This is a genomic window from Blattabacterium cuenoti (genome assembly GCF_014251815.1).
GTDB lineage: Bacteria > Bacteroidota > Bacteroidia > Flavobacteriales > Blattabacteriaceae > Blattabacterium > Blattabacterium cuenoti_E.
The window spans coordinates 400,018-420,993 of the sequence record NZ_CP059202.1 but is presented as its reverse complement, the minus strand read 5'-3'; the positions used below and the strand labels follow the sequence as shown (position 1 = coordinate 420,993).

Sequence of the window (20,976 nt, the reverse complement as noted above, 5' to 3'; positions counted from 1 at the left end):
TTTTATGAAAATATGAAAAATTGTTTTGTTGATTTTATAAAAATTTATTGTAAAAGCGGAAATGGAGGATCTGGTTGCGTTCATTTTCATAGAAACAGATATGTACATAGGGGTGGTCCAGATGGAGGAACAGGAGGAAAAGGAGGAGATATTATTATTCAAGGAAATTCTCACATTCATACTTTTTTACATTTAAAATATCACAAACATTGGATTGCTAAATCTGGATTTCCAGGAAAAGGAAATAATATAACCGGAGCAAATGGAGAAGATTTATTAATAGAGGTACCTGTAGGTACTATAGTAAAAGATGAGAAAGAAAACATAATAATGGAAATAACACAAAATTATCAAAAAAGAATTTTGTTTAAAGGAGGAACAGGAGGAAAAGGAAATTCTTTTTTTAAAAATTCGGTTTGTCAATCTCCCTATTATGCACAACCCGGAATCAAAACAAAAGGAAATTGGATTTTTTTAGAACTAAAAATTTTAGCAGATGTAGGATTTATAGGTTTTCCTAATACTGGAAAATCCACCTTGCTTTCTGTAATCACAAAAGCAAAACCTAAAATAGGAAATTTTTCTTTTACAACTAAAACTCCAAATATAGGAGTAGTAAAAGTTGATTTTAATTCTTTTTTAGTAGCTGATATTCCTGGAATCATAGATAAAGCATCTGAAGGAAAAGGTTTAGGGCATCGTTTTCTAAGACATATAGAACGAAATTCTGTTTTGTTATTTTTAATATCCTCAGATACAAAAGATAAAAAAAAAGAATATTTAATATTATTGAATGAATTAAAAAAATTCAATTCAAATCTTTTAAATAAAAAACGTTTATTAGCGATATCTAAATCTGATTTAATAAATGATGATAAAAAAAAGAAAATAAAGGGTTTTTTCTTGAAAGAAAACGTTGTTTTTATTTCTTCTTTTACAAAAGAAGGATTATCAGAATTAATAGAAAAATTATGGGAATTAATAAGGATCCTAAATTAATAAGAAAGCTTTTTTTTAACAATATTTTTATCTATATTCAATGTAGATTGAATATTTTCTATGTCAAACATGTAATCTAAAAATATTTTTTCACAAAATATTCGTAATCCTCTAGCTCCTAAACCTAACTGAAATGTTTTATCTACTATAACATTTAGTGCTTCATCTGTAATGTTCAAAGAAATATGATCCATGTCAAATAATTTTTGATATTGTTTTATTAAAGCATTTTTTGGTTCTATTAGTATTTTTTTTAATATATTTTTATTTAGTGGATTTAAATAAGAAATTATAGGAAATCTTCCTATAATTTCTGGGATTAATCCAAATTTTCTTAAATCTTCAGATAGAATACTTTTTATATGATTTTTTTTTCTATTTTTTATTTTTCTTTCTTTAGTAAGAAAACCTATAGATATATCTTCTATTCTATCAGAAATAATTTTTTCTATACCATCAAATGTTCCTCCAGCTATAAATAATATATTTTCAGTATTCATTTGTATCATTTTTTGATCTGGATGTTTTCTTCCCCCTTGTGGAGGAACATTGACAATAGATCCTTCTAATATTTTTAGTAATGCTTGTTGTACCCCTTCTCCAGATACATCTCTAGTAATAGAAGGATTATTACTTTTTCTAGAAATTTTATCTATTTCATCCAAAAAAATAATTCCTTTCTCAGCAGACTCTATATCATAATTAACGGATTGTAATAGTTTAGTTAAAATAGATTCTACATCTTCACCTACATATCCAGCCTCTGTTAGAGTCGTAGCGTCAGCTATAGCAAAGGGTACTTTTAAAAGTTTTGATATACTTTTTGCTAGCAAAGTTTTTCCTGTTCCTGTATCGCCAATTAATAAAACATTAGATTTTTCTATTTCTATGTTTGTAAAGTCTTTATTATTATTCCATTGTTTTTGAATCCGTTTATAATGATTATAAACAGCTACAGATAGGATTTTTTTTGCCTCATTTTGTCCCACAACATATTTATCTAGAAAAGATTTTATTTCTTTAGGTTTCTTGATTTTTTCTTTTGTAAACTTATTTTTGTTTTCGTGATTATTTTTAATAATAAATTTTTTATGAATAATGGAATAAGTTTTTTCTATACAAAAATTGCAAATATGCCCATTTATTCCAGATATAAGAAAGGTAATATCATTTTTGTTTCTTCCACAAAAATTACATTTTAACGAATTCTCCATAAATATCCATGCTTTTTTATGAATAGATATAATGTACAAAAGGAGCAAGCTTGACTACATCACATCGCTACAACCTATTTACCTTTGCTGTGTTCCCACCCTGGAGGATTTATAGGGAGCTGATTGTGTAGGACTTGCTCCAGTTTTGGTAAATATAAAAAAAAAATCATAAATTCTCGTTTTTTTAAGTAATAATTTTCCCTGTTTGGTTAAATATAAATTTTTGTTATTTATGTTAGAAAAAACCAATAAAACATGGGGTTTTTATTTTTATTTTAATGGATACAAAATATATTTTTGTCACAGGAGGTGTTACCTCTTCTTTGGGAAAAGGAATAGTTTCGGCTTCATTAGGTATGTTATTAAAAGCTAGAGGATATAAAGTTTCAATATTAAAATTGGATCCTTATTTTAACATAGATCCAGGTACTTTAAATCCTTACGAACATGGAGAATGTTTTGTGACTCAAGATGGAGCTGAAACAGATTTAGATTTGGGACATTATGAACGATTTTTAAATCAACCTACAAGTAAAGAAAACAACGTTACATCAGGTTTAATATATAAAACAGTAATAGATAATGAAAGAAAAGGGACCTATTTAGGTGAAACAGTACAAGTTATCCCTCATATCACTAATGAAATCAAAAGACGGATAAAAATTTTGGGAGAGTCTAAAAATTATGATATTGTTATTACTGAAATAGGAGGGACTGTAGGAGATATAGAAAGTCTACCTTATATTGAATCAGTACGTCAGTTAAAATGGGAATTGGGAAGATTTAATGGATTGGTCATTCATTTGACATTGCTTCCATATATTACAGTGACTGGAGAAATTAAAACAAAACCAACACAACATTCTGTTAGAAATTTGATGGAAAATGGAATACAAGCAGATATTCTAGTATGTAGAACGGAAAAACATATATCTGATAATATTAGGAAAAAATTAGCATTATTTTGTAATGTAAAACCAAAAAATGTTATTGAATCAATAGATACTAAAATTATATATGAAATTCCTTGTTTATTACATTTACAAAGTTTTGATGAAGTCGTATTAAATCATTTGAATTTATCTACTGTTTCTGTTCCAAATTTAAAAAAGTGGAAAGTTTTTGTAAAAAAATATAAAAATCCAAAATTTGAAACAAAAATAGCATTAGTTGGAAAATATGTTTCTCTACATGATTCTTACAAATCTATAACAGAAGCTTTAATTCATGCGGGGACAGAAAACAAAACTTATGTTGATATAAAATGGATTTATTCAGAAATGATAAAAGAAAAGAATGTAAAAAAATATTTCAAAGGAATTTCAGGTATTTTAGTAGCTCCAGGATTCGGAAATAGGGGGATAGAAGGAAAAATACTCGCAGTAAAATATGCCAGAGAAAATAAAATTCCATTTTTTGGAATATGTTTGGGAATGCAAATCGCTGTGATAGAATTTGCCAGAAATGTATTAGGTTTGAAAAAAGCAGAAAGTTATGAAACAAACCCGAATACATCTCATCCAGTAATAAATTTAATGGAAAAACAAAAAAAATTAACTTATATAGGAGGAACAATGCGATTAGGAAATTGGAAATGTACTCTTGTAAAAGGATCCAAAATATTTTCTATTTATGGAGGAAAAAAGGAAATTTTTGAGAGACATCGCCATAGATATGAATTTAACAATAATTATTTGGAGTGTTTTTCTAATGCCGGAATGAAGGCCGTTGGAATAAACCCAGAAACAGGCTTGGTCGAAGCTTTAGAATTGGAAAATCATATTTTTTTCTTAGGTGTTCAATATCATCCTGAATATAAAAGTACAGTAACGAATCCTCATCCTTTATTTACTAATTTTATACAAGTATCTATATCTTCTCAGAATTCTTCTTATATATGAGAGATAAAAATTTAGATTATAGCCATATAATAGGATTCATTCTTATATTGTTTGTTTTAATGATTTTTACTTATCTAAACAATAATGTAATCAATGATAATGATAAAAAATTAAATTTCAACAATCATAAAAAAAATCAAGAATTTTTCCCAAAAAAAGAAACTTTTTATACTGAAAAAAGAAAAAAGAATGATTTTTTTTTATTAGAAAATAATGTTTTAAAACTTAAAATATCTAGTTTAGGAGGAAATATTAATGAGGTTTTTTTAAAAAAATATAAGGCATATGATTCTTCATTATCATATCATGCCAAAGATCTTTATTTAATAAAAAGTTATAATTTTTTATACAAATTATTTTTTTCTAATAAAAAAGGATTAAACATAAATACAGATACCTTATATTTTCAGCCTTTTTTGTTAGAAAAAAATAAAATATCAGGAATTACAACTCTCATTATGAGAGCTAAAAATCCTTATGATAAGGAAAAAGGATTTTTAGACTATATATATACAATAGGAGAAAAAGATCAGTATGATATTAATTTTTCTATTAGAGCTAAAAATTTTTCTTTTTTAAAACATGGATCTTATTTAAGTTTAGAACATAGGATTTCATCCTTAGAAAAGGATAGAGATTGGGAAAATTCTTATACTCAAGTATATTATTCTGATTCTCATAACGACTTAAACAATTACACTTCTTCTGTGAAATATTTATCTGAAAAAAAAACAGAATATAAAAATATATATAGAGTGAATTGGATAGCTCATAAGCAACAGTTTTTTTCTTTTATACTTATTCCAAAAAAAATATTAAAAAATGTTTTTGTTCAATCTGAAAATTATTCCTCAGGATCTTTTTTAAAAAAAATACGATTGAAAACATTTATAAATACGGAAAAAGATGAAGAATTTCATCTTTCTTTTCGTTTTTATTTTGGTCCTTTGGATTTTAATTTGTTGAAAAAATATCAAAATGGATTCGAAAATATTATTCCGTTTGGATGGGGGTTCCTCAAGTGGATTAATAAATATTTTTTTTTAATAATTTTTCAATTTTTGGAAAAAACAAATTTAAATTATGGAATTATTATCATTTTTATGACTGTAGTTGTAAAACTTATATTGTATCCAATAACTTATAAACAATATAAATTAAGTGCTATAATGAAATTAATTCGCCCAGAAATCGAAAAATTAAGTCATAAATATAGAGGCGATGTTTTCAAAAAACAAAGAGCTATGATGGAATTATATAAAAATGTAGGAATTAATCCAATGTCTGGATGTATTTCTACATTGTTTCAGATCCCTATTTTTTATTCTTTATTTAAGTTTTTCCCTACTATAATTAATTTGAGAGGAAAATCTTTTTTATGGGTGGAAGATCTTACTTCATATGATTCAATATTAAAATTACCCTTTTTTATCCCTTTTTATGGGAATCATGTAAGTTTATTGACTTTATTATATTCTTTTGCATTATTAGTTTACACGAAATTAAGTAATAATGGAAAAAAAGATTTCCCTAAAAATGAGAACGATTCTTCTATTCCTAATATGAATTTTTTATTATATTTGATGCCTATTATAATGTTATTTTTTATAAACAGTTATGCATCTGCTTTATCTTTATATTATTTTATATCTAATATAATTAATATTGGTTTTTTCTTTTTTATTAAAGAATTTATGTTGGACGAAAAAAAAATTTTTGTTAAAATCCAAGAAAAAAAAGTTGCAAAACATAATTATTGGAAAAATATAAAAAAAGAAATAGAAAATAAAAAGTAAAGTATAAATAAAAAAAGACACTATATAATAAAAAATTCTATTTCTTTTTCCATAAAAAAATATAATCTATTATTGTGTTCAACCATTAAAAATCCTTGATCTGTTACAGAACGTATGATGCCAGAAATATAACTGTTCGTTTTGAAAATATAAAAAATAGAAACTTGATTTTTTAAGTACAAATAATCTATATAATATTTTCGTATAAATTTTTCTCCATAAATTGTAAAAAAAAGATATTCTTTTTGAAAAAAATATATGATCTTATAAAAAAGATAATTTAAATCAAAATTTAGATTGAATATTTCTTTTAATGAAGAGGCGTTCCATTTTTTTTGGAAGTGTTTTTGATCAACATTTAAACCTACACCAATAATAATTGTATGAATCTTTTGTGAAAAGACGCAGCTTTCTATTAAAATACCACATACTTTTTTATTATTTATAATGATATCATTAGGCCATTTTATCCAAATTTTTTCTTTATTTTTTTTATTATAACATTCAGACAGGGTTTTATGTATAGCATTACTTATAACAATATTCATAACGTACATTTTTTTTACATATAAAGTTTGAATAGGTTTAAGAACAATACTAAAAGTTAAATTTCTTTCTTTTTCTGTATACCATAAATTTTTCCTCATTCCTATCCCTTGGGTTTGATTCATTGTCCAAATAACTATCCAGTTATGTTTTTTTGAAATAAATTTTCTAGCATATTGATTTGTAGAATTAATTTCTTTTAATGTAATTAGATTTATAGGCCAAATAAATTTTTTCAAAATGTTTTTATATTGTAAAATTCAACTTCTTTAAAACGAAAACCTTATTTTTGTTTTTTTGAAATAAATTTAATGAAAATTAAAAACAATTTTTGTTTTGTTATTAGATAAGATTATAGAAGGGATTCAGATGGTTAAAGGAAAAGACATATCTGTTATAGATTTAAAAGAGAATACAAATTTTATTTGTGATTATTTTGTTATTTGTAATGGGAATTCTCATAATCAAGTATATGCTATTTCTCAATCTATAGAAAAAACAACAGTTGAAAGATTACAAAAAAGACCATGGCATATAGAAGGATTAAAAAATAAAGAATGGATTCTGGTTGATTATGTTTCTATTGTTGTTCATATTTTTCAAGAACAGATTAGATTCTATTATGACATAGAAAATCTTTGGAAACACAATTCGATTCAAAAATATAATTAAGATTTTTATTTAAAATAAAATATTAAGTAATGAAGAAACTTATATGATAAATAAAAAAATAAAAAGTAAAAATAACTTTTTTTGGGTATATGTAGTCATATTTGCTATATTTCTAGGAATATTTTTTTTTAAATCTTCTTTTTCTAATCCCATAAAAATAGATCAGGATACTTTTTTTGATATATTATCGAAAGGAGAAGTGCAAAAAATTATAGTAAAACATAGAGAAATAGTATATGTTTATTTAAAGAAAGAATTTTCATCATTTAATAATCCTGTTCCCAACATTATTAAAAATCAAAAAAAATTCATCAGACAACCATTACAATATGAATTTGAAATAGGAGATTTACAATTTTTTCAAAAAAAATTTGAAGAATATAAAAAAAAGTATAATTTAACTGCTATTATTGATTTTAAAAATCAGCAAGAATACACCATTACTAAATTTTTATTTGATTATGGTATATTTTTTATATTATTAATTATTTTTTGGGTTTTTTTATTTAGAAGAATAGGATCTACTAGTGGAGGACCTGGGGGTCAAATATTTAATATAGGAAAATCCAAAGCGAAGTTGTTTGATGAAAATGATAATGTAAAAATAACATTTAAAGATGTTGCTGGTTTAGAAGGAGCAAAAGAGGAGGTTCAAGAAATAGTAGAATTTTTAAAAAGCCCCCAAAAATATACGAAACTGGGAGGAAAGATTCCTAAAGGGGCTCTGTTAATAGGTCCTCCTGGAACAGGAAAGACTTTATTAGCAAAAGCTGTTGCTGGAGAAGCAAAAGTCCCTTTTTTTTCTTTATCAGGATCAGATTTTGTAGAAATGTTTGTAGGTGTGGGTGCTTCTAGAGTAAGAGATTTGTTTGAAAAAGCGAAGGAAAAATCTCCATGTATCATATTTATTGATGAAATAGATGCTATAGGAAGAGCTCGTGGAAAAAGCAGTATAGCTGGATCAAATGACGAAAGAGAAAATACTTTAAATCAACTTTTAACAGAAATGGATGGATTTGGGACACAGACTAATGTGATTGTATTAGCTGCCACTAATAGATCTGATATTTTAGATAAAGCTTTACTTCGTCCTGGACGTTTTGATCGCACTATATTAGTAGATCCGCCTGAGTTAAATGAAAGAAAAGAAATATTCTATGTACATCTTAAAAGATTAGTATTATCTGATGACGTAGACATAGATTTCTTAGCAAGACAAACTCCAGGATTTAGTGGTGCTGACATTGCTAATGTTTGTAATGAATCAGCTCTTATTGCAGCAAGAAAAGATAGATCTAAGATAGAAAATCAAGATTTTCTTGATGCAATAGATCGTATTATTGGAGGTTTGGAAAAAAAGAACAAAATTATAAAACCAAATGAAAAAAAACGAATTGCTTATCATGAAGCAGGACACGCTACAATAAGTTGGTTATTGGAACATGCAGCGCCTTTAGTTAAAGTAACTATAGTTCCAAGAGGTCGATCTTTAGGATCAGCATGGTATTTACCAGAGGAAAGACAGTTAACAACTCCAGAACAAATGAAAGATGAAATATGTGCATTATTAGCAGGAAGATCAGCAGAAGAAATTATATTTAGTAATATTTCTACTGGAGCTCTAAACGATTTAGAAAGAGTGACGAAACAAGCTCAATCTATGGTAGCTATTTTTGGATTAAACGAAAGAATAGGAAATGTATCCTATTATGATTCCACGGGACAAAATGAATTTTCTTTTTCTAAACCATATAGTGAAAAAACAGCTCAGATTATAGATGAAGAAATATCTAAAATTATAACAGAACAATATCAAAGAGCTAAAAATATATTGAAAGATAATGAAAAAAAACTATCTATGTTGGCAAATGAATTATTGGATAAAGAAGTTATTTTTAGAGAAGATTTAAAAAAGATATTTGGAGAAAGACCTTATCCAGATGAAATTGGTGATATGTTAAGTTCTGTTAGTAATATCTCTTCTTCTTGAAAAGATTTCTTGAAAATATAATGAATAAAAAAAAAAACATAGACTTTCTAATAAGGTTTTTTACCGGTTTGATTTATGTTGTTTCAATTATTTTTTCTATTGAAAAAGGAGAAAAAATTTTTAGAATAGTAATGATGATATTGTCTTGTTTTTGTCTATTTGAATTTTTATTAATATTAAAAACGAACATGACTTTAATAAAAGTTACTTCTTTATTTTTTTTATTTCCTATTCTTATAGACATTTTTATAGATAAACAAAAAGGATTAAAACCATATGTAATTTTTTTTATTCCCTATTCTATTGTTTTTCTTATGATTCAATTATTTTATAATAAATGTTCTCATAAAGAAAAAATCGTACAAGTTAGCCATCTAATTTTTGGTCTCATATATATTATTATGCCATTTTATTTGGCTTCTTATATATATTCTATTGTTCATCATGGAAAACAATTAATTTTAGGTATATTTATTTTAATATGGACAAATGATTCTTTATCCTATTTAATAGGAAGAAAATGGGGAAAAAGAAAAATAGCTATATCTATTTCTCCCAAGAAATCAATAGAAGGAGTAGTTGGAGGTTTATTTTTCTGTGTAATATTAGGAATTTTTTTGTATAAAATATGGGCTAAAAAGTATTGGTTTATTTTATCTGTTACTGTTCCTATTTTTTCTACTATTGGAGATCTTGTAGAATCTACTATTAAAAGATCTTGTAATGTAAAAAATTCTGGCGTTTGGTTTCCTGGACATGGGGGTTTTTTGGATAGATTAGACAGTTTTATTTTCGTGATTCCTATTATAGCTGCTGTAGTAACTGGTATTGTTTATAATATTTTTTAAATAATCGTCTGTTTTATTAATAAAATATAATGTCATCGTGATTCATAAAGAAGGAATTTCATTTTTGAAACATGCATTAGTGATAATAGTATTATTATTAACTTTTTTTTTCTTTTTATTATCTAGATTAATTTATATTTTTTTATCAATTTTTTTGATTGTATTTTATTTTTTTTTAATTTTCTTTTTTAGAAATCCCAAAAGAAATTTTTATGACATTCATCAAGAAAATTATGATAAGGAAGTAATCGTTTCTCCTGCTGATGGAAAAATTCTGGATATAAAACAAATCCTTGAGAATGAATTTTTTAAAAAAAATTGCGTATGTATTTCTATTTTTATGTCTCCTTTTAATGTACATGTTAACAGATTTCCTGTTTCTGGAAAAATCATTTATGTAAAACATCATCCTGGTAAATATATCATAGCTTGGGCTCCTAAATCATCGTTACATAATGAACATACAACAACGGTTATAAAGACTTCTAGAGGAAACGAAGTCTTATTCCGACAAATAGCTGGTTTTTTAGCAAGACGCATTGTACTTTATGCTAAAAAGAATTCCTTAGTAAAAAAAGGAGATGAATTTGGATTCATAAAATTTGGATCCAGGGTTGATATTTTTTTACCATTAAATTCTATAATATTAGTAAAAAAGGGAGAAAAAGTCATTGGAGGAGGAACTAAAATTTCCATTATTCCATGATAACAAGCTCCCTCTCCCTTTATCTTATCAATTTTTATTTGACTTCTTCATAATCTACATCTTGTACGTTTTCATTTCCTTTATTACTTTTCTCTTCGTTTTCTTTTTTATTTGATTGATTATTATTTTTATTTTTTATATTTTCTGTATTATAAATTTCTTTAGAAGCATTAGTCCAAGCTTCATTCAGTTTTTTCATGTAATTATCAATGGAAGAAAAATCTTTTTTAGAATGTGCTTCTTTTAATTTTTCTATAGAATCTTTTATATTTTTTTTGTTGTTTTCAGATAATTTTTCACCATAATCTTTTAATTGTTTTTCTGATTGGAAAATTTGATTATCTGCAGCATTTAGCTTCTCTATTTCTTTTTTGACTTTTTCATCTTTTTGAGCATTTTCTTTTGCCTCTTTTTTCATTTTTTCTATTTCTTCTTGATTTAAACCTGAAGAGGTTTCAATACGTATCGATTGTTCTTTTCCTGTCCCTTTATCTTTTGCAGAAACATTAAGTATTCCATTAGCATCTATGTCAAAAGTTACCTCAATTTGAGGAATACCTCTAGGTGCAGGAGGAATATCTACTAGATCAAACCTTCCTATTTCTTTATTATCATTGAACATGGGTCTTTCACCTTGTCCTACACGTATAGTTACCGCTGATTGATTATCAGATGCTGTAGAAAAAACTTCTGATTTTTTAGTTGGTATTGTTGTATTAGATTCAATAAGTTTAGTGAAAACCCCCCCTAAAGTTTCAATACCTAAAGATAAAGGAGTCACATCTAGTAATAATACATTTTGTACATCTCCTGTCAATACTCCTCCTTGTATAGCTGCACCAATAGCTACAACTTCATCTGGATTAACTCCTTTAGATGGTTTTTTTCCGAAAAATTTTTCAACTTCTTCTTGTACTTTTGGAATACGCGTGGATCCTCCTACTAAAATTACTTCGTCTATATTTTGAGTTGTTAAATTTGCATCTTTTAATGCTTTAGAACAGGGATTAATAGAACGTCTAATTAACTTTTCTGATAATTGTTCAAATTTTGAACGAGTTAAGGTTAAAACCAAATGTTTTGGTCCTGATTCCGTTGCTGTGATATAAGGAAGATTTATTTCTGTTTGATTTGAAGAAGATAGTTCTATTTTAGCTTTCTCTGACGCTTCTTTTAAACGTTGTAAAGCCATAGGATCTTTTCTCAAATCTAATCCTTCTTTATATTTAAACTCATCTGCTAAATGATTAATGATAACTTGATCAAAATCATCTCCCCCTAAATGAGTGTCTCCATTAGTAGATAAAACTTCAAAAACTCCATCTCCTAATTCTAGGATAGAAACATCAAAAGTTCCTCCTCCTAAATCATATACAGCAATTTTTTTATTTTGATTACTTTTGTCTAATCCATAAGCTAAAGCAGCTGCTGTAGGTTCATTTATAATTCTTTCTACTTTTAGTCCTGCTATTTCTCCAGCTTCTTTGGTCGCTTGTCTTTGTGCATCATTAAAATAAGCTGGGACAGTAATTACAGCTCTATTAACTTCTTTCCCCAGATAATCTTCAGCCGTTTTTTTCATTTTTTGTAAAATCATTGCAGATATTTCTTGAGGAGCATATAATCTTTTTTCTATATCAACTCTAGGAGTGTTGTTCCCTCCTTTTATAACTTTGTAAGGAATATGTTTTAATTCTTCAGTGACTTCTGAATACATTCTTCCCATAAATCTTTTTATTGAAAAAATGGTTTTTTGGGGATTGGTAACCGCTTGTCTTTTAGCGGGATCTCCTATTTTTCTCTCTCCTCCTTCAACAAAAGCTACTATAGACGGAGTTGTTCTTTTTCCTTCTGAATTCGGAATTACAACAGGATCAGTAATTTCCATAACGGCTACACAAGAATTTGTTGTACCTAAATCTATACCTATAATTTTACTCATTTTTATTACGTTTTTTCATATATTAATTTCATTCAATAAGCACTCCAATCATTATGCCATAATGAAAATAAAAACCTTTATAAATAAAGAGAGAGTAAGTGTGACAATAAAAAGCTTTTATGAAAAAAGTTTTTTATGACAAAAAGTCATTCATATTTCTTATATTGATAAAATAAAACAAAAAAATATGGATTTCTTGAGTTTAAAAACTGCTTCGATTAAGGAAAATGCTGTAGTTAAATCTTGGGTTATAATAGATGCAAAAAACCAAATTTTAGGAAGATTGTCCACTAAAATTGTTCACATTATAATGGGAAAACATAAGCCTTTTTTTTCTACACATGTTAATTGTGGAGATCATGTTATTGTGATTAATTCAAATCAAATAAAACTTACCGGAAGAAAATGGAATAATAAAAAATATATTTATCATACCGGTTATCCAGGTGGAAAAAAGACGGTTTCTATTCGAAATTTATTCGAGAAAGATTCTAGAAATATAATATATAAATCAGTAAAAGGAATGTTACCTAAAAATCGTTTAGGACGATTAATATTTAAAAATTTACACGTATATCCAAAATCTGAACATAAACATAAGGCTCAAAAACCCATTTTATTGAAATTTGAAAAATTATGATACATTCTATAGGAAGAAGAAAAAGGTCTCTAGCACGTATATATTTAAAAATAGGAAATGGATTAATAACGGTTAATTCTAAAAAATTATATCAATATTTTCCAGAGTATCTTCATAAAAAAATATTGTACCCTATTGAGGTAGTGGAAAAACTGAATCAATTTGATATAGATGTGAAAGTTTTTGGTGGGGGATATAGTGGTCAAGCAGATGCGATACGTCTTGCTATATCTCGTGCACTTTGTCAAGTTGATATAAAGTACAGAAGTAAATTGAAATCGGAAGGATTACTAACACGTGATCCTAGAGAAGTAGAAAGAAAAAAATTTGGTCAAAAAAAAGCTAGGAAAAAGTATCAATTTTCAAAACGTTAGAAACTAATATTAATATATAAATGAAAATCAATACTGAAGATTTATTGAAAGCTGGCGTTCATTTTGGACACATTGCACGAAAATGGAATCCGAACATGCGTCCTTTTATTTTTATGAAAAAAGGAGGAATTCATATTATAGATTTATCAAAAACAGTTTTAAAATTGGAGGAAGCTTGTAATGGTTTAAAACAAATAGCAAAAAATGGAAAAAAAATATTGTTAGTTGGAACAAAAGCTCAAGCTAAAGAAAAGGTCCTTCATTATGCAAAAACCATTAATATGCCTTGTATAACAGAAAGATGGTTAGGAGGGTTACTCACGAATTTTACAACCATTCGAAAATCTGTAAAAAAAATGAACAATATAGAAAAAATGAAAAAAAATGGAACTTTTGATACTTTATCTAAAAAAGAAAGACTGTTAATTAATCGATTATATGCAAAACTATATAAAAATTTAGGAAGCATTTCAAATATGAACCATATACCAGGTGGTATTTTTTTAGTAGATCCAAATAAAGAAAAAATAGCTTTAACTGAAGCCCAAAAGTTAAAAATACCCATTTTTGCTATGGTGGATACTAACACAAACCCTAATGATGTTCAATACCCCATCCCATCCAATGATGATTCTTCTAAGTCTATAGATGTTATTTTGAGATTTGTATCAGAAGCAATTCAACATGGAGTTTCCATTAAAAATGAACGTGAAGATAAAAACACTATAAACAAAAAATTATGAAGATTTCTATACAGGTAGTTCATAAACTTAGAAAGATAACAGGTATTGGGATTATGGATTGCAAAAAAGCACTAATTCAATCTAATGGAGACATTGAGAATGCTATACATATTTTAAGAAAAAAAGGAGAAAAAATAGCAATCGACCGTTTTTTTCATCATATGAAAGATGGAGCACTTATTGCTTCGGTTAATTCCGATCATTCTTATGGAACAATCATAGGAATCAGTTGTGAAACTGATTTTTTATCCAAGAGTCCTGAATTTTTGAATTTTTTATCCATACTTTCAAAACAGTCATTATTATTCAATACTAAAATTGATTTTCTACGTAGTTCATATAATGAATACGACAGTGTTCAAAAAATGATAATAAACAAGATGGGAGTTGTAGGAGAAAAATTAGAGTTTAAAATTTTTGAAAAGGTAGATTCTTCGTTTGTAATGAATTATACTCACAATACTAATAAAATCGCTACATTAGTCGGTTTTTCCAATAGAGTAAATAGATCTATAGCTAAAGACATAGCAATGCACATAGCAGCTATGAATCCTATAGCTATTAATGAGAAACAAATTCCAAGTTCATTGATGAACAAAGAAATTGACATTATTAAATGTCAAATTCAAAAAGAAAATAAATCTGATTTTATAAAAAACAAAATAATTGAAGGTAGAATTCAAAAATTTATATTAGAGAATACTCTTATGAATCAAAAATTTGTAAAGGATAGCAAAATAACTGTTGGAGAATATTTGGGAAAATATGATAAAAATTTAAGAATAAATCTTTTTAAAAGAGTAAGCATTTAAATGAAAAAACTAATGTTAATTATTTTGGATGGTTGGGGGCTATCATCTTATCGTAATTATTATTCTTCTGCAATAGAACAAGCTTATACTCCATTTATTGATTATTGTTACAAAAATTATCCTTCTAGTAAGCTTAGAGCATCAGGATGTGATGTTGGATTGCCTGAAGGACAGATGGGAAACTCAGAAGTGGGTCATATTAATTTGGGATCTGGACGTAAAATTATTCAAAGTTTAGAAAAAATTAATATTTCTATAAAAAATAATTCATTTTTAAAAAAAATAAATGTTTTTTTTGATAAAATTTCTATTTCAAAAAAAAGAATTCATTTTATTGGATTATTATCTGATGGAGGCGTTCATTCACATATGGATCATCTTTTTTATTTACTTAAAATAGCTCATCAAAAAAAAATTAGAGATGTTTTTCTACATGTTTTTACAGATGGGAGAGATTCTTCTCCCAAGAAGAGTGTTTTTTATATTCAACAACTTTTAAATGTAACTAAACAATATGTTGGAAAATTATCTTCAGTTATTGGAAGATATTATTCAATGGACCGTGATCATAAATGGGAAAGAACTAAAAAAGCATATGATGCAATGGTTTACTCAAAAGGGATTTACACTAAAAATATCATTTCATCTATAAAAAAATTTTATAATAATGGAATAACGGACGAATTTTTATCTCCTTTGATTATTGTTGACAAAAATGGGTTTCCTATATCGAGAGTAAAAGATGGAGATGTTGTTTTTTGTTTTAATTTTCGTTCTGATCGTTCTAGGCAAATTACAGAACTTTTAACAGGAAACAATTCTATTTTTTCAGAAATGAAAAAATTAGATCTGTCTTGTTACATAACTATGACTTGTTTTAATCCTAAATATCGTGGAATTCATGTTCTTTTTGAAAAAGAATATTTATCAGATACTTTGGGGGAAGTTTTAGAAAAAGAAGGGAAACAACAAATACGTATAGCTGAAACAGAAAAATATCCGCATGTTACTTTTTTTTTCTCAGGAGGAAGAGAGACTCCTTTTGATCGAGAAATAAGAATTTTATGTCAATCCCCTAAAGTATCTACTTATGATTTAAAACCTGAAATGAGTGCAGAAAATATTGTAAAAAAAATTGTTCCTGAATTAAAAAGAAAACAATCAGATTTTATTTGTTTAAATTTTGCGAATCCGGATATGGTGGGACATACCGGTAAAATGAAGGAAACAATAAAAGCATGTGAATTTGTTGACAAATGTGTTAAATCTTGCTCTGAAGTAGCTATACAGAATTCTTATACGGTTGTTATAGTAGGAGATCATGGAAACGCAGACTATATGATAAATTCAGATGGGACGCCTAACACAACTCACACTACATCTTTAGTCCCTTTTATTCTTTTAGATGAAAATATAAAAAAACGAAATATTTTTTTAAAAAAAGAAGGTATTTTGTCAGATGTGGCTCCTACTATTTTACAATTAATGAATTTACCTATTCCTAAAATTATGAGTGGGAGCTCTATGATCATAAAAATAAAATAATTGAATTTTGATACAATTAAAAACTATCGAAGATATAATCTTAATAAAAAAAAGTGCCTCTCTAGCTTCTAAAACATTAGGAATGTTAGCTAAAGAAATCAAGCCAGGGATTAATACTATTTATTTAGATAAACTGGCAGAGAATTTTATTCGTAATCATGGAGGTACACCAGCTTTTTTGGGGTTATATAATTTTCCCAACACTTTATGTGCTTCTCCAAATAATCAAGTTGTACATGGAATTCCTAATGAAAAACCTTTATGTGAAGGGGACATATTATCTATAGATTGCGGTGTTTATATGAATGGGTTTTATGGAGAACATGCTTATACTTTTGAGGTAGGAGAAGTTTCTTTTCATAAAAAAAAATTTTTAGATTGTTCTAAAAAATCTCTGTATATTGGAATATCTAATTGTAAATATGGAAATTGCATTGGAGATATTGGTTATTCGATTCAATCCTTCATTGAAAAAAATGGATACAATGTTGTAAAAGATCTTGTGGGACATGGATTGGGAAAAAATATGCATGAAGATCCCAAAATTCCAAATTTTGGAAAGAAAGGGAAAGGTCTTAAATTGAAAGAAGGATTAGTCCTTTCTATAGAACCGATGGTAAACATTGGGTCATCTAAAATAATCTTTCACAAAGATGGATGGACAGTTAGTACTCTAGATAATAAAATTTCAGCTCATTATGAACATAATGTTGCTATAGTAGATGGATCCCCTTGTTTACTTTCAACTTTCCGTTACATTTACAAAGAACTTAATATTAAATCTTTAGAAGAAAACCATTTCCAAAATCCCAAAATTGGAATTGACGATTTATAGTATATATAATAGTATAAATGATTTTTTTGATTATTAAATCATTAAGTTTTGTAATTTATTGTTAAATAACATAATTTGCATTTTAAATACAGGATATATGCCTACTATACAGCAGTTAATTAGAAAAGGACGGGCTTCTGTCTCTAAAAAACGGAAATCTGTGGCTTTAGAATTTTGTCCTCAAAAAAGAGGAGTCTGTACCAGAGTTTATACTACTACACCAAAAAAACCTAACTCGGCTATGCGAAAAGTAGCTCGTGTACGTTTTACAAATGGGAGAGAAGTAATTAGTTACATCACAGGAGAAGGACATAATCTTCAAGAACATTCTATCGTATTAGTTAAAGGCGGAAGAGTTAAGGATTTACCAGGCGTAAAATATAAAATAGTACGGGGGGCTAGAGATACAGCTGGAGTGAATGGGAGAAAAAAAAGCAGAAGCAAGTATGGTGCTAAAGTAGCTAAATAAAAAAGATTAAACTATCAATGAGAAAAGTTAAAAAAAAAGAAAAGGTATATTTTCCGGATCCTAAATTTAATGATCCTCTGGTAACACGTTTTGTGAATCATATAATGAAAAATGGAAAAAAAAATATAGCTTATAATATATTTTATAATGCCATGAATAAAATCGACATTATTAAAGAAAAAGAGGAAAAATCTGCATTAGAAATATGGAAAGAAGGATTAAAAAATGTGACGCCTCATGTAGAAGTTATAAGTCGTCGTATGGGGGGATCTAACATTCAAGTCCCTGCTCCTATTTCTTCTAACAGTAAAATAACAAAAGCAATGAAATTGTTAATATCTTGTGCTTCTATTAGGACGGAGAAAACGATGGCAAATAAATTGGCATATGAAATATGGGATGCTTTTCAAGAGCAAGGTGAAGCAGTAAAAAGAAAAGAAAATATTCATAAAATGGCCGAAGCAAATAAAGCCTTTTCGCATTTTAGATTTTAATTTTTATGGCAAAAGATTTAAAATATACGAGAAATATAGGAATAGCGGCGCATATTGATGCAGGAAAAACTACTACTACGGAAAGAATTTTGTTTTATACAGGTATAAATCACAAAATAGGAGAAGTTCATGATGGGGCTGCAACTATGGATTGGATGCAGCAAGAACAAGAACGTGGAATAACTATAACTTCTGCAGCAACATGTTGTGAATGGATGTATAATAAAGAAAAATATCAGATTAATATTATAGATACCCCAGGACATGTAGATTTTACTGTAGAAGTAGAGAGATCTATGAGAGTATTGGATGGAATGGTTGTTTTATTTAGTGCAGTAGACGGTGTCGAACCTCAATCAGAAACTGTATGGAGACAAGCTGATAAATATTCTATTCCTAGGATAGCTTTTGTAAATAAAATGGATCGTCAAGGATCCGATTTTTTTAATGTTTGTTCTCAAATTCGTAAAAATTTAGGATCTCATCCAGTTCCTTTGCAAATACCTATTGGTATTGGAGATAATTTTAGAGGGGTCATAGATTTGATAGCTAATCAAGCTATTATATGGGACGAAAAAAATTATGGAATGACATATCAGAGAGTTCCTATTCCAGATGATATGAAAAATTTGGTTTATGATTATCAAAATCAACTTCTTGAAACGTTATCTGAACATGATGATAGAATCATGGAAAAATTTTTGTATGGAGACGAAAATTACTCTTCTATATCACAAGAGGAAATTATTTTTTCCCTGCGGGAAAATACCATAAAAATGAAAGTAATTCCTATTTTATGTGGCTCTTCTTTCAAGAATAAAGGAGTTCAATCTATATTAGATGCCATATGTAGGTATTTACCTTCTCCTCTTGATGTTAAGGATGTTATTGGAATTAATCCGATTAATAAAAAAAAAGAAAAAAGAAAACCTAATGAAAATGAACCTTTTTCTGCTTTGGCTTTTAAAATTGCAAGTGATCCTTTTGTTGGTAGATTGGCTTTTTTCAGAGTTTATTCTGGAAAAATAGAATCTGGGTCTTATAGTTTTAATGCTAGATCAGGAAATAAGGAACGTATTTCTAGAATATACCAAATGCATGCAAATAAACAAAATCCAGTGAACAAAATTGGAGCTGGAGATATAGCAGCTGTAGTCGGATTTAAAGATATTAAAACAGGTGATACTTTATGTGATGAAAAATATCCAATTTTATTGGAACAAATATTATTTCCAGAACCAGTAATTGGTTTGGCTATTGAGCCTAAATATAAGTCTGATATAGATAAAATGAGTTTAGCTTTATCAAAGCTAATGGAAGAAGATCCTACCTTTCAAGTAAGAACAGACAACTATACAGGTCAAACTATCATTTCTGGAATGGGGGAACTTCATTTAGAAATAATTGTAGATAGAATGAAGCGAGAATTTAAAGTAGAAGTGAATCAGGGAAAACCTCAAGTAGAATACAAAGAAGCTTTAACGGATTTAGTAGAACATAGAGAAATTTATAAAAAACAGACAGGAGGTAGAGGTAAATATGCAGATATATTGTTTAGATTAGAACCGGGGAATATAGGAAAATCCGGTTTAGTTTTCATTAATAAAATAAAAGGAGGAAATATACCTAAAGAATATATTCCTTCTATAGAAAAAGGATTTAGAGAGATGATGAAAAATGGACCTTTATCTGGATATGAAATAGATAGCGCTAAAGTTACTATCTTAGATGGATCTTACCATTCCGTTGATTCTGATCAACTATCTTTTGAATTAGCAGGAAAATTAGGATTTAGAGAAGCGGCTAAAAAAGCTAAACCCGTTTTATTAGAACCAATTATGAAATTAGAAGTTTTGATTCCAGAAGAAAATATGGGAGATGTAATAGGGGATTTAAATCGGAGAAGAGGAATTGTACAAAACATGAATAGTAAAAATAATATAAAAGTAATTCAAGCTTTAGTCCCACTATCTGAGATGTTTGGGTATGTAACTGTGTTACGAACGCTTTCTTCTGGTAGAGGGACTTCTGTTATGGAATTTTCTCATTATGATACAGTTCCTGAAAATATAATAGAAAATATAATTATAGAAAACAAAAGCAGAAATAAAAATAATAGTAGAAAAAACTGATATACTATGGGTCATAATATAAAAATTAAATTGAAATCTTATGATTACAATTTGTTAGATAAATCAGCCGAAAGAATTGTAAATTCTGTCCTTCCTACAGGAGTTGTATTAAATGGACCGGTTCCTTTACCTACTGAAAAAAAAATATTTACGGTATTACGTTCTCCTCATGCAAATAAAAAATCGAGAGAACAATTTTTTCTTCCCACTCATAAAAGACTTCTGCAAATTCATAACGCTTCATCTAAAACAGTAGATGCATTAATGAAACTGGAATTACCCAGTGGAGTGGAAGCAGAAATAAAAGTATAATAAATA

The 20,976-nt window shown here is 27.3% G+C and carries 20 protein-coding genes and 1 other RNA gene; 17 read left to right on the top strand and 4 right to left on the bottom strand.

All coding sequences use genetic code 11. The features are described 5' to 3' along the window. Positions 1-12: 12 nt before the first annotated feature. Positions 13-999: a GTPase ObgE gene (obgE, locus tag H0H54_RS02075; RefSeq protein WP_185863083.1), complete on the top strand. Its 987-nt coding sequence runs from the start codon at positions 13-15 to the stop codon at positions 997-999. Here obgE and clpX read toward each other — a convergent pair. Next, complete coding sequence (gene clpX, locus H0H54_RS02070; protein WP_185863082.1) at positions 996-2,213, bottom strand: ATP-dependent Clp protease ATP-binding subunit ClpX; 1,218 nt, start codon at positions 2,211-2,213, stop codon at positions 996-998. The genes obgE and clpX overlap by 4 nt on opposite strands. Positions 2,214-2,252: 39 nt before the next feature. Next, positions 2,253-2,353, bottom strand: an RNA gene (ffs, locus tag H0H54_RS02065) — signal recognition particle sRNA small type. A gap of 138 nt (positions 2,354-2,491) precedes the next feature. Here ffs and H0H54_RS02060 point away from each other — a divergent pair. Together H0H54_RS02060 and yidC are read left to right on the top strand one after the other, a co-directional pair. Continuing rightward, on the top strand, positions 2,492-4,114 hold the full coding sequence (locus H0H54_RS02060) for a CTP synthase (RefSeq protein WP_185863081.1): 1,623 nt from the start codon (positions 2,492-2,494) through the stop codon (positions 4,112-4,114). After that, positions 4,111-5,910: a membrane protein insertase YidC gene (gene yidC / locus H0H54_RS02055; RefSeq protein ID WP_185863080.1), complete on the top strand. Its 1,800-nt coding sequence runs from the start codon at positions 4,111-4,113 to the stop codon at positions 5,908-5,910. Before H0H54_RS02060 ends, yidC begins: the two co-directional genes overlap by 4 nt. Positions 5,911-5,930: 20 nt before the next feature. Here the strand turns inward: yidC and H0H54_RS02050 are convergent, their stop codons facing one another. Continuing rightward, a complete protein-coding gene (locus tag H0H54_RS02050; protein ID WP_185863079.1) occupies positions 5,931-6,695 on the bottom strand; it encodes a biotin--[acetyl-CoA-carboxylase] ligase in 765 nt (254 codons plus the stop codon). A 97-nt stretch (positions 6,696-6,792) separates the two neighbouring features. Between H0H54_RS02050 and rsfS the strand changes: the two genes are divergently transcribed. From rsfS to H0H54_RS02030, 4 genes are read left to right on the top strand one after another with little or no spacing between them, the layout of a single operon-like run. Continuing rightward, positions 6,793-7,128, top strand: coding sequence for a ribosome silencing factor (gene rsfS, locus H0H54_RS02045; protein WP_185863078.1), 336 nt, complete (start codon positions 6,793-6,795; stop codon positions 7,126-7,128). 43 nt (positions 7,129-7,171) lie between these two features. After that, positions 7,172-9,118, top strand: coding sequence for an ATP-dependent zinc metalloprotease FtsH (gene ftsH / locus H0H54_RS02040; RefSeq protein WP_185863077.1), 1,947 nt, complete (start codon positions 7,172-7,174; stop codon positions 9,116-9,118). Between the two features lie 20 nt (positions 9,119-9,138). Then, positions 9,139-9,966, top strand: a complete 828-nt coding sequence (locus H0H54_RS02035) for a phosphatidate cytidylyltransferase (RefSeq protein ID WP_185863076.1) — start codon at positions 9,139-9,141, stop codon at positions 9,964-9,966. Between the two features lie 37 nt (positions 9,967-10,003). Then, the gene (locus H0H54_RS02030) at positions 10,004-10,672 is read left to right on the top strand and encodes a phosphatidylserine decarboxylase family protein (RefSeq protein ID WP_185863075.1); all 669 of its coding nucleotides are present in this window, start codon (positions 10,004-10,006) and stop codon (positions 10,670-10,672) included. 34 nt (positions 10,673-10,706) lie between these two features. Here the strand turns inward: H0H54_RS02030 and dnaK are convergent, their stop codons facing one another. Continuing rightward, positions 10,707-12,614 carry a molecular chaperone DnaK gene (dnaK, locus tag H0H54_RS02025; protein WP_185863074.1) on the bottom strand — a complete coding sequence of 636 codons (1,908 nt, stop codon included), beginning with the start codon at positions 12,612-12,614 and terminating at the stop codon, positions 10,707-10,709. Between the two features lie 187 nt (positions 12,615-12,801). Between dnaK and rplM the strand changes: the two genes are divergently transcribed. The 10 genes from rplM (at position 12,802) to rpsJ (ending at position 20,970) form a co-directional block, all read left to right on the top strand. Next, on the top strand, positions 12,802-13,254 hold the full coding sequence (gene rplM / locus H0H54_RS02020; protein WP_185863073.1) for a 50S ribosomal protein L13: 453 nt from the start codon (positions 12,802-12,804) through the stop codon (positions 13,252-13,254). Beyond that, positions 13,251-13,628, top strand: a complete 378-nt coding sequence (rpsI, locus tag H0H54_RS02015; RefSeq protein WP_185863072.1) for a 30S ribosomal protein S9 — start codon at positions 13,251-13,253, stop codon at positions 13,626-13,628. The genes rplM and rpsI overlap by 4 nt, the downstream gene beginning before the upstream one ends. A 20-nt stretch (positions 13,629-13,648) precedes the next feature. Further along, positions 13,649-14,371 carry a 30S ribosomal protein S2 gene (rpsB, locus tag H0H54_RS02010; protein ID WP_185863071.1) on the top strand — a complete coding sequence of 241 codons (723 nt, stop codon included), beginning with the start codon at positions 13,649-13,651 and terminating at the stop codon, positions 14,369-14,371. After that, positions 14,368-15,183, top strand: a complete 816-nt coding sequence (tsf, locus tag H0H54_RS02005) for a translation elongation factor Ts (RefSeq protein WP_185863070.1) — start codon at positions 14,368-14,370, stop codon at positions 15,181-15,183. The genes rpsB and tsf overlap by 4 nt, the downstream gene beginning before the upstream one ends. Further along, a complete protein-coding gene (gene gpmI / locus H0H54_RS02000; protein ID WP_185863069.1) occupies positions 15,184-16,728 on the top strand; it encodes a 2,3-bisphosphoglycerate-independent phosphoglycerate mutase in 1,545 nt (514 codons plus the stop codon). Positions 16,729-16,735: 7 nt separating this feature from the next. Continuing rightward, positions 16,736-17,563 (top strand): type I methionyl aminopeptidase, encoded by an 828-nt coding sequence (gene map / locus H0H54_RS01995; RefSeq protein WP_185863068.1) that lies wholly within the window; start codon positions 16,736-16,738, stop codon positions 17,561-17,563. A gap of 97 nt (positions 17,564-17,660) precedes the next feature. Continuing rightward, positions 17,661-18,032, top strand: coding sequence for a 30S ribosomal protein S12 (gene rpsL / locus H0H54_RS01990; protein ID WP_185863067.1), 372 nt, complete (start codon positions 17,661-17,663; stop codon positions 18,030-18,032). 17 nt (positions 18,033-18,049) lie between these two features. Beyond that, positions 18,050-18,526 carry a 30S ribosomal protein S7 gene (gene rpsG / locus H0H54_RS01985; protein WP_185863066.1) on the top strand — a complete coding sequence of 159 codons (477 nt, stop codon included), beginning with the start codon at positions 18,050-18,052 and terminating at the stop codon, positions 18,524-18,526. 5 nt (positions 18,527-18,531) lie between these two features. Beyond that, a complete protein-coding gene (gene fusA, locus H0H54_RS01980) occupies positions 18,532-20,658 on the top strand; it encodes an elongation factor G (RefSeq protein ID WP_185863065.1) in 2,127 nt (708 codons plus the stop codon). Positions 20,659-20,664: 6 nt separating this feature from the next. Next, positions 20,665-20,970: a 30S ribosomal protein S10 gene (gene rpsJ / locus H0H54_RS01975; RefSeq protein WP_022565056.1), complete on the top strand. Its 306-nt coding sequence runs from the start codon at positions 20,665-20,667 to the stop codon at positions 20,968-20,970. Positions 20,971-20,976 lie beyond the last annotated feature (6 nt).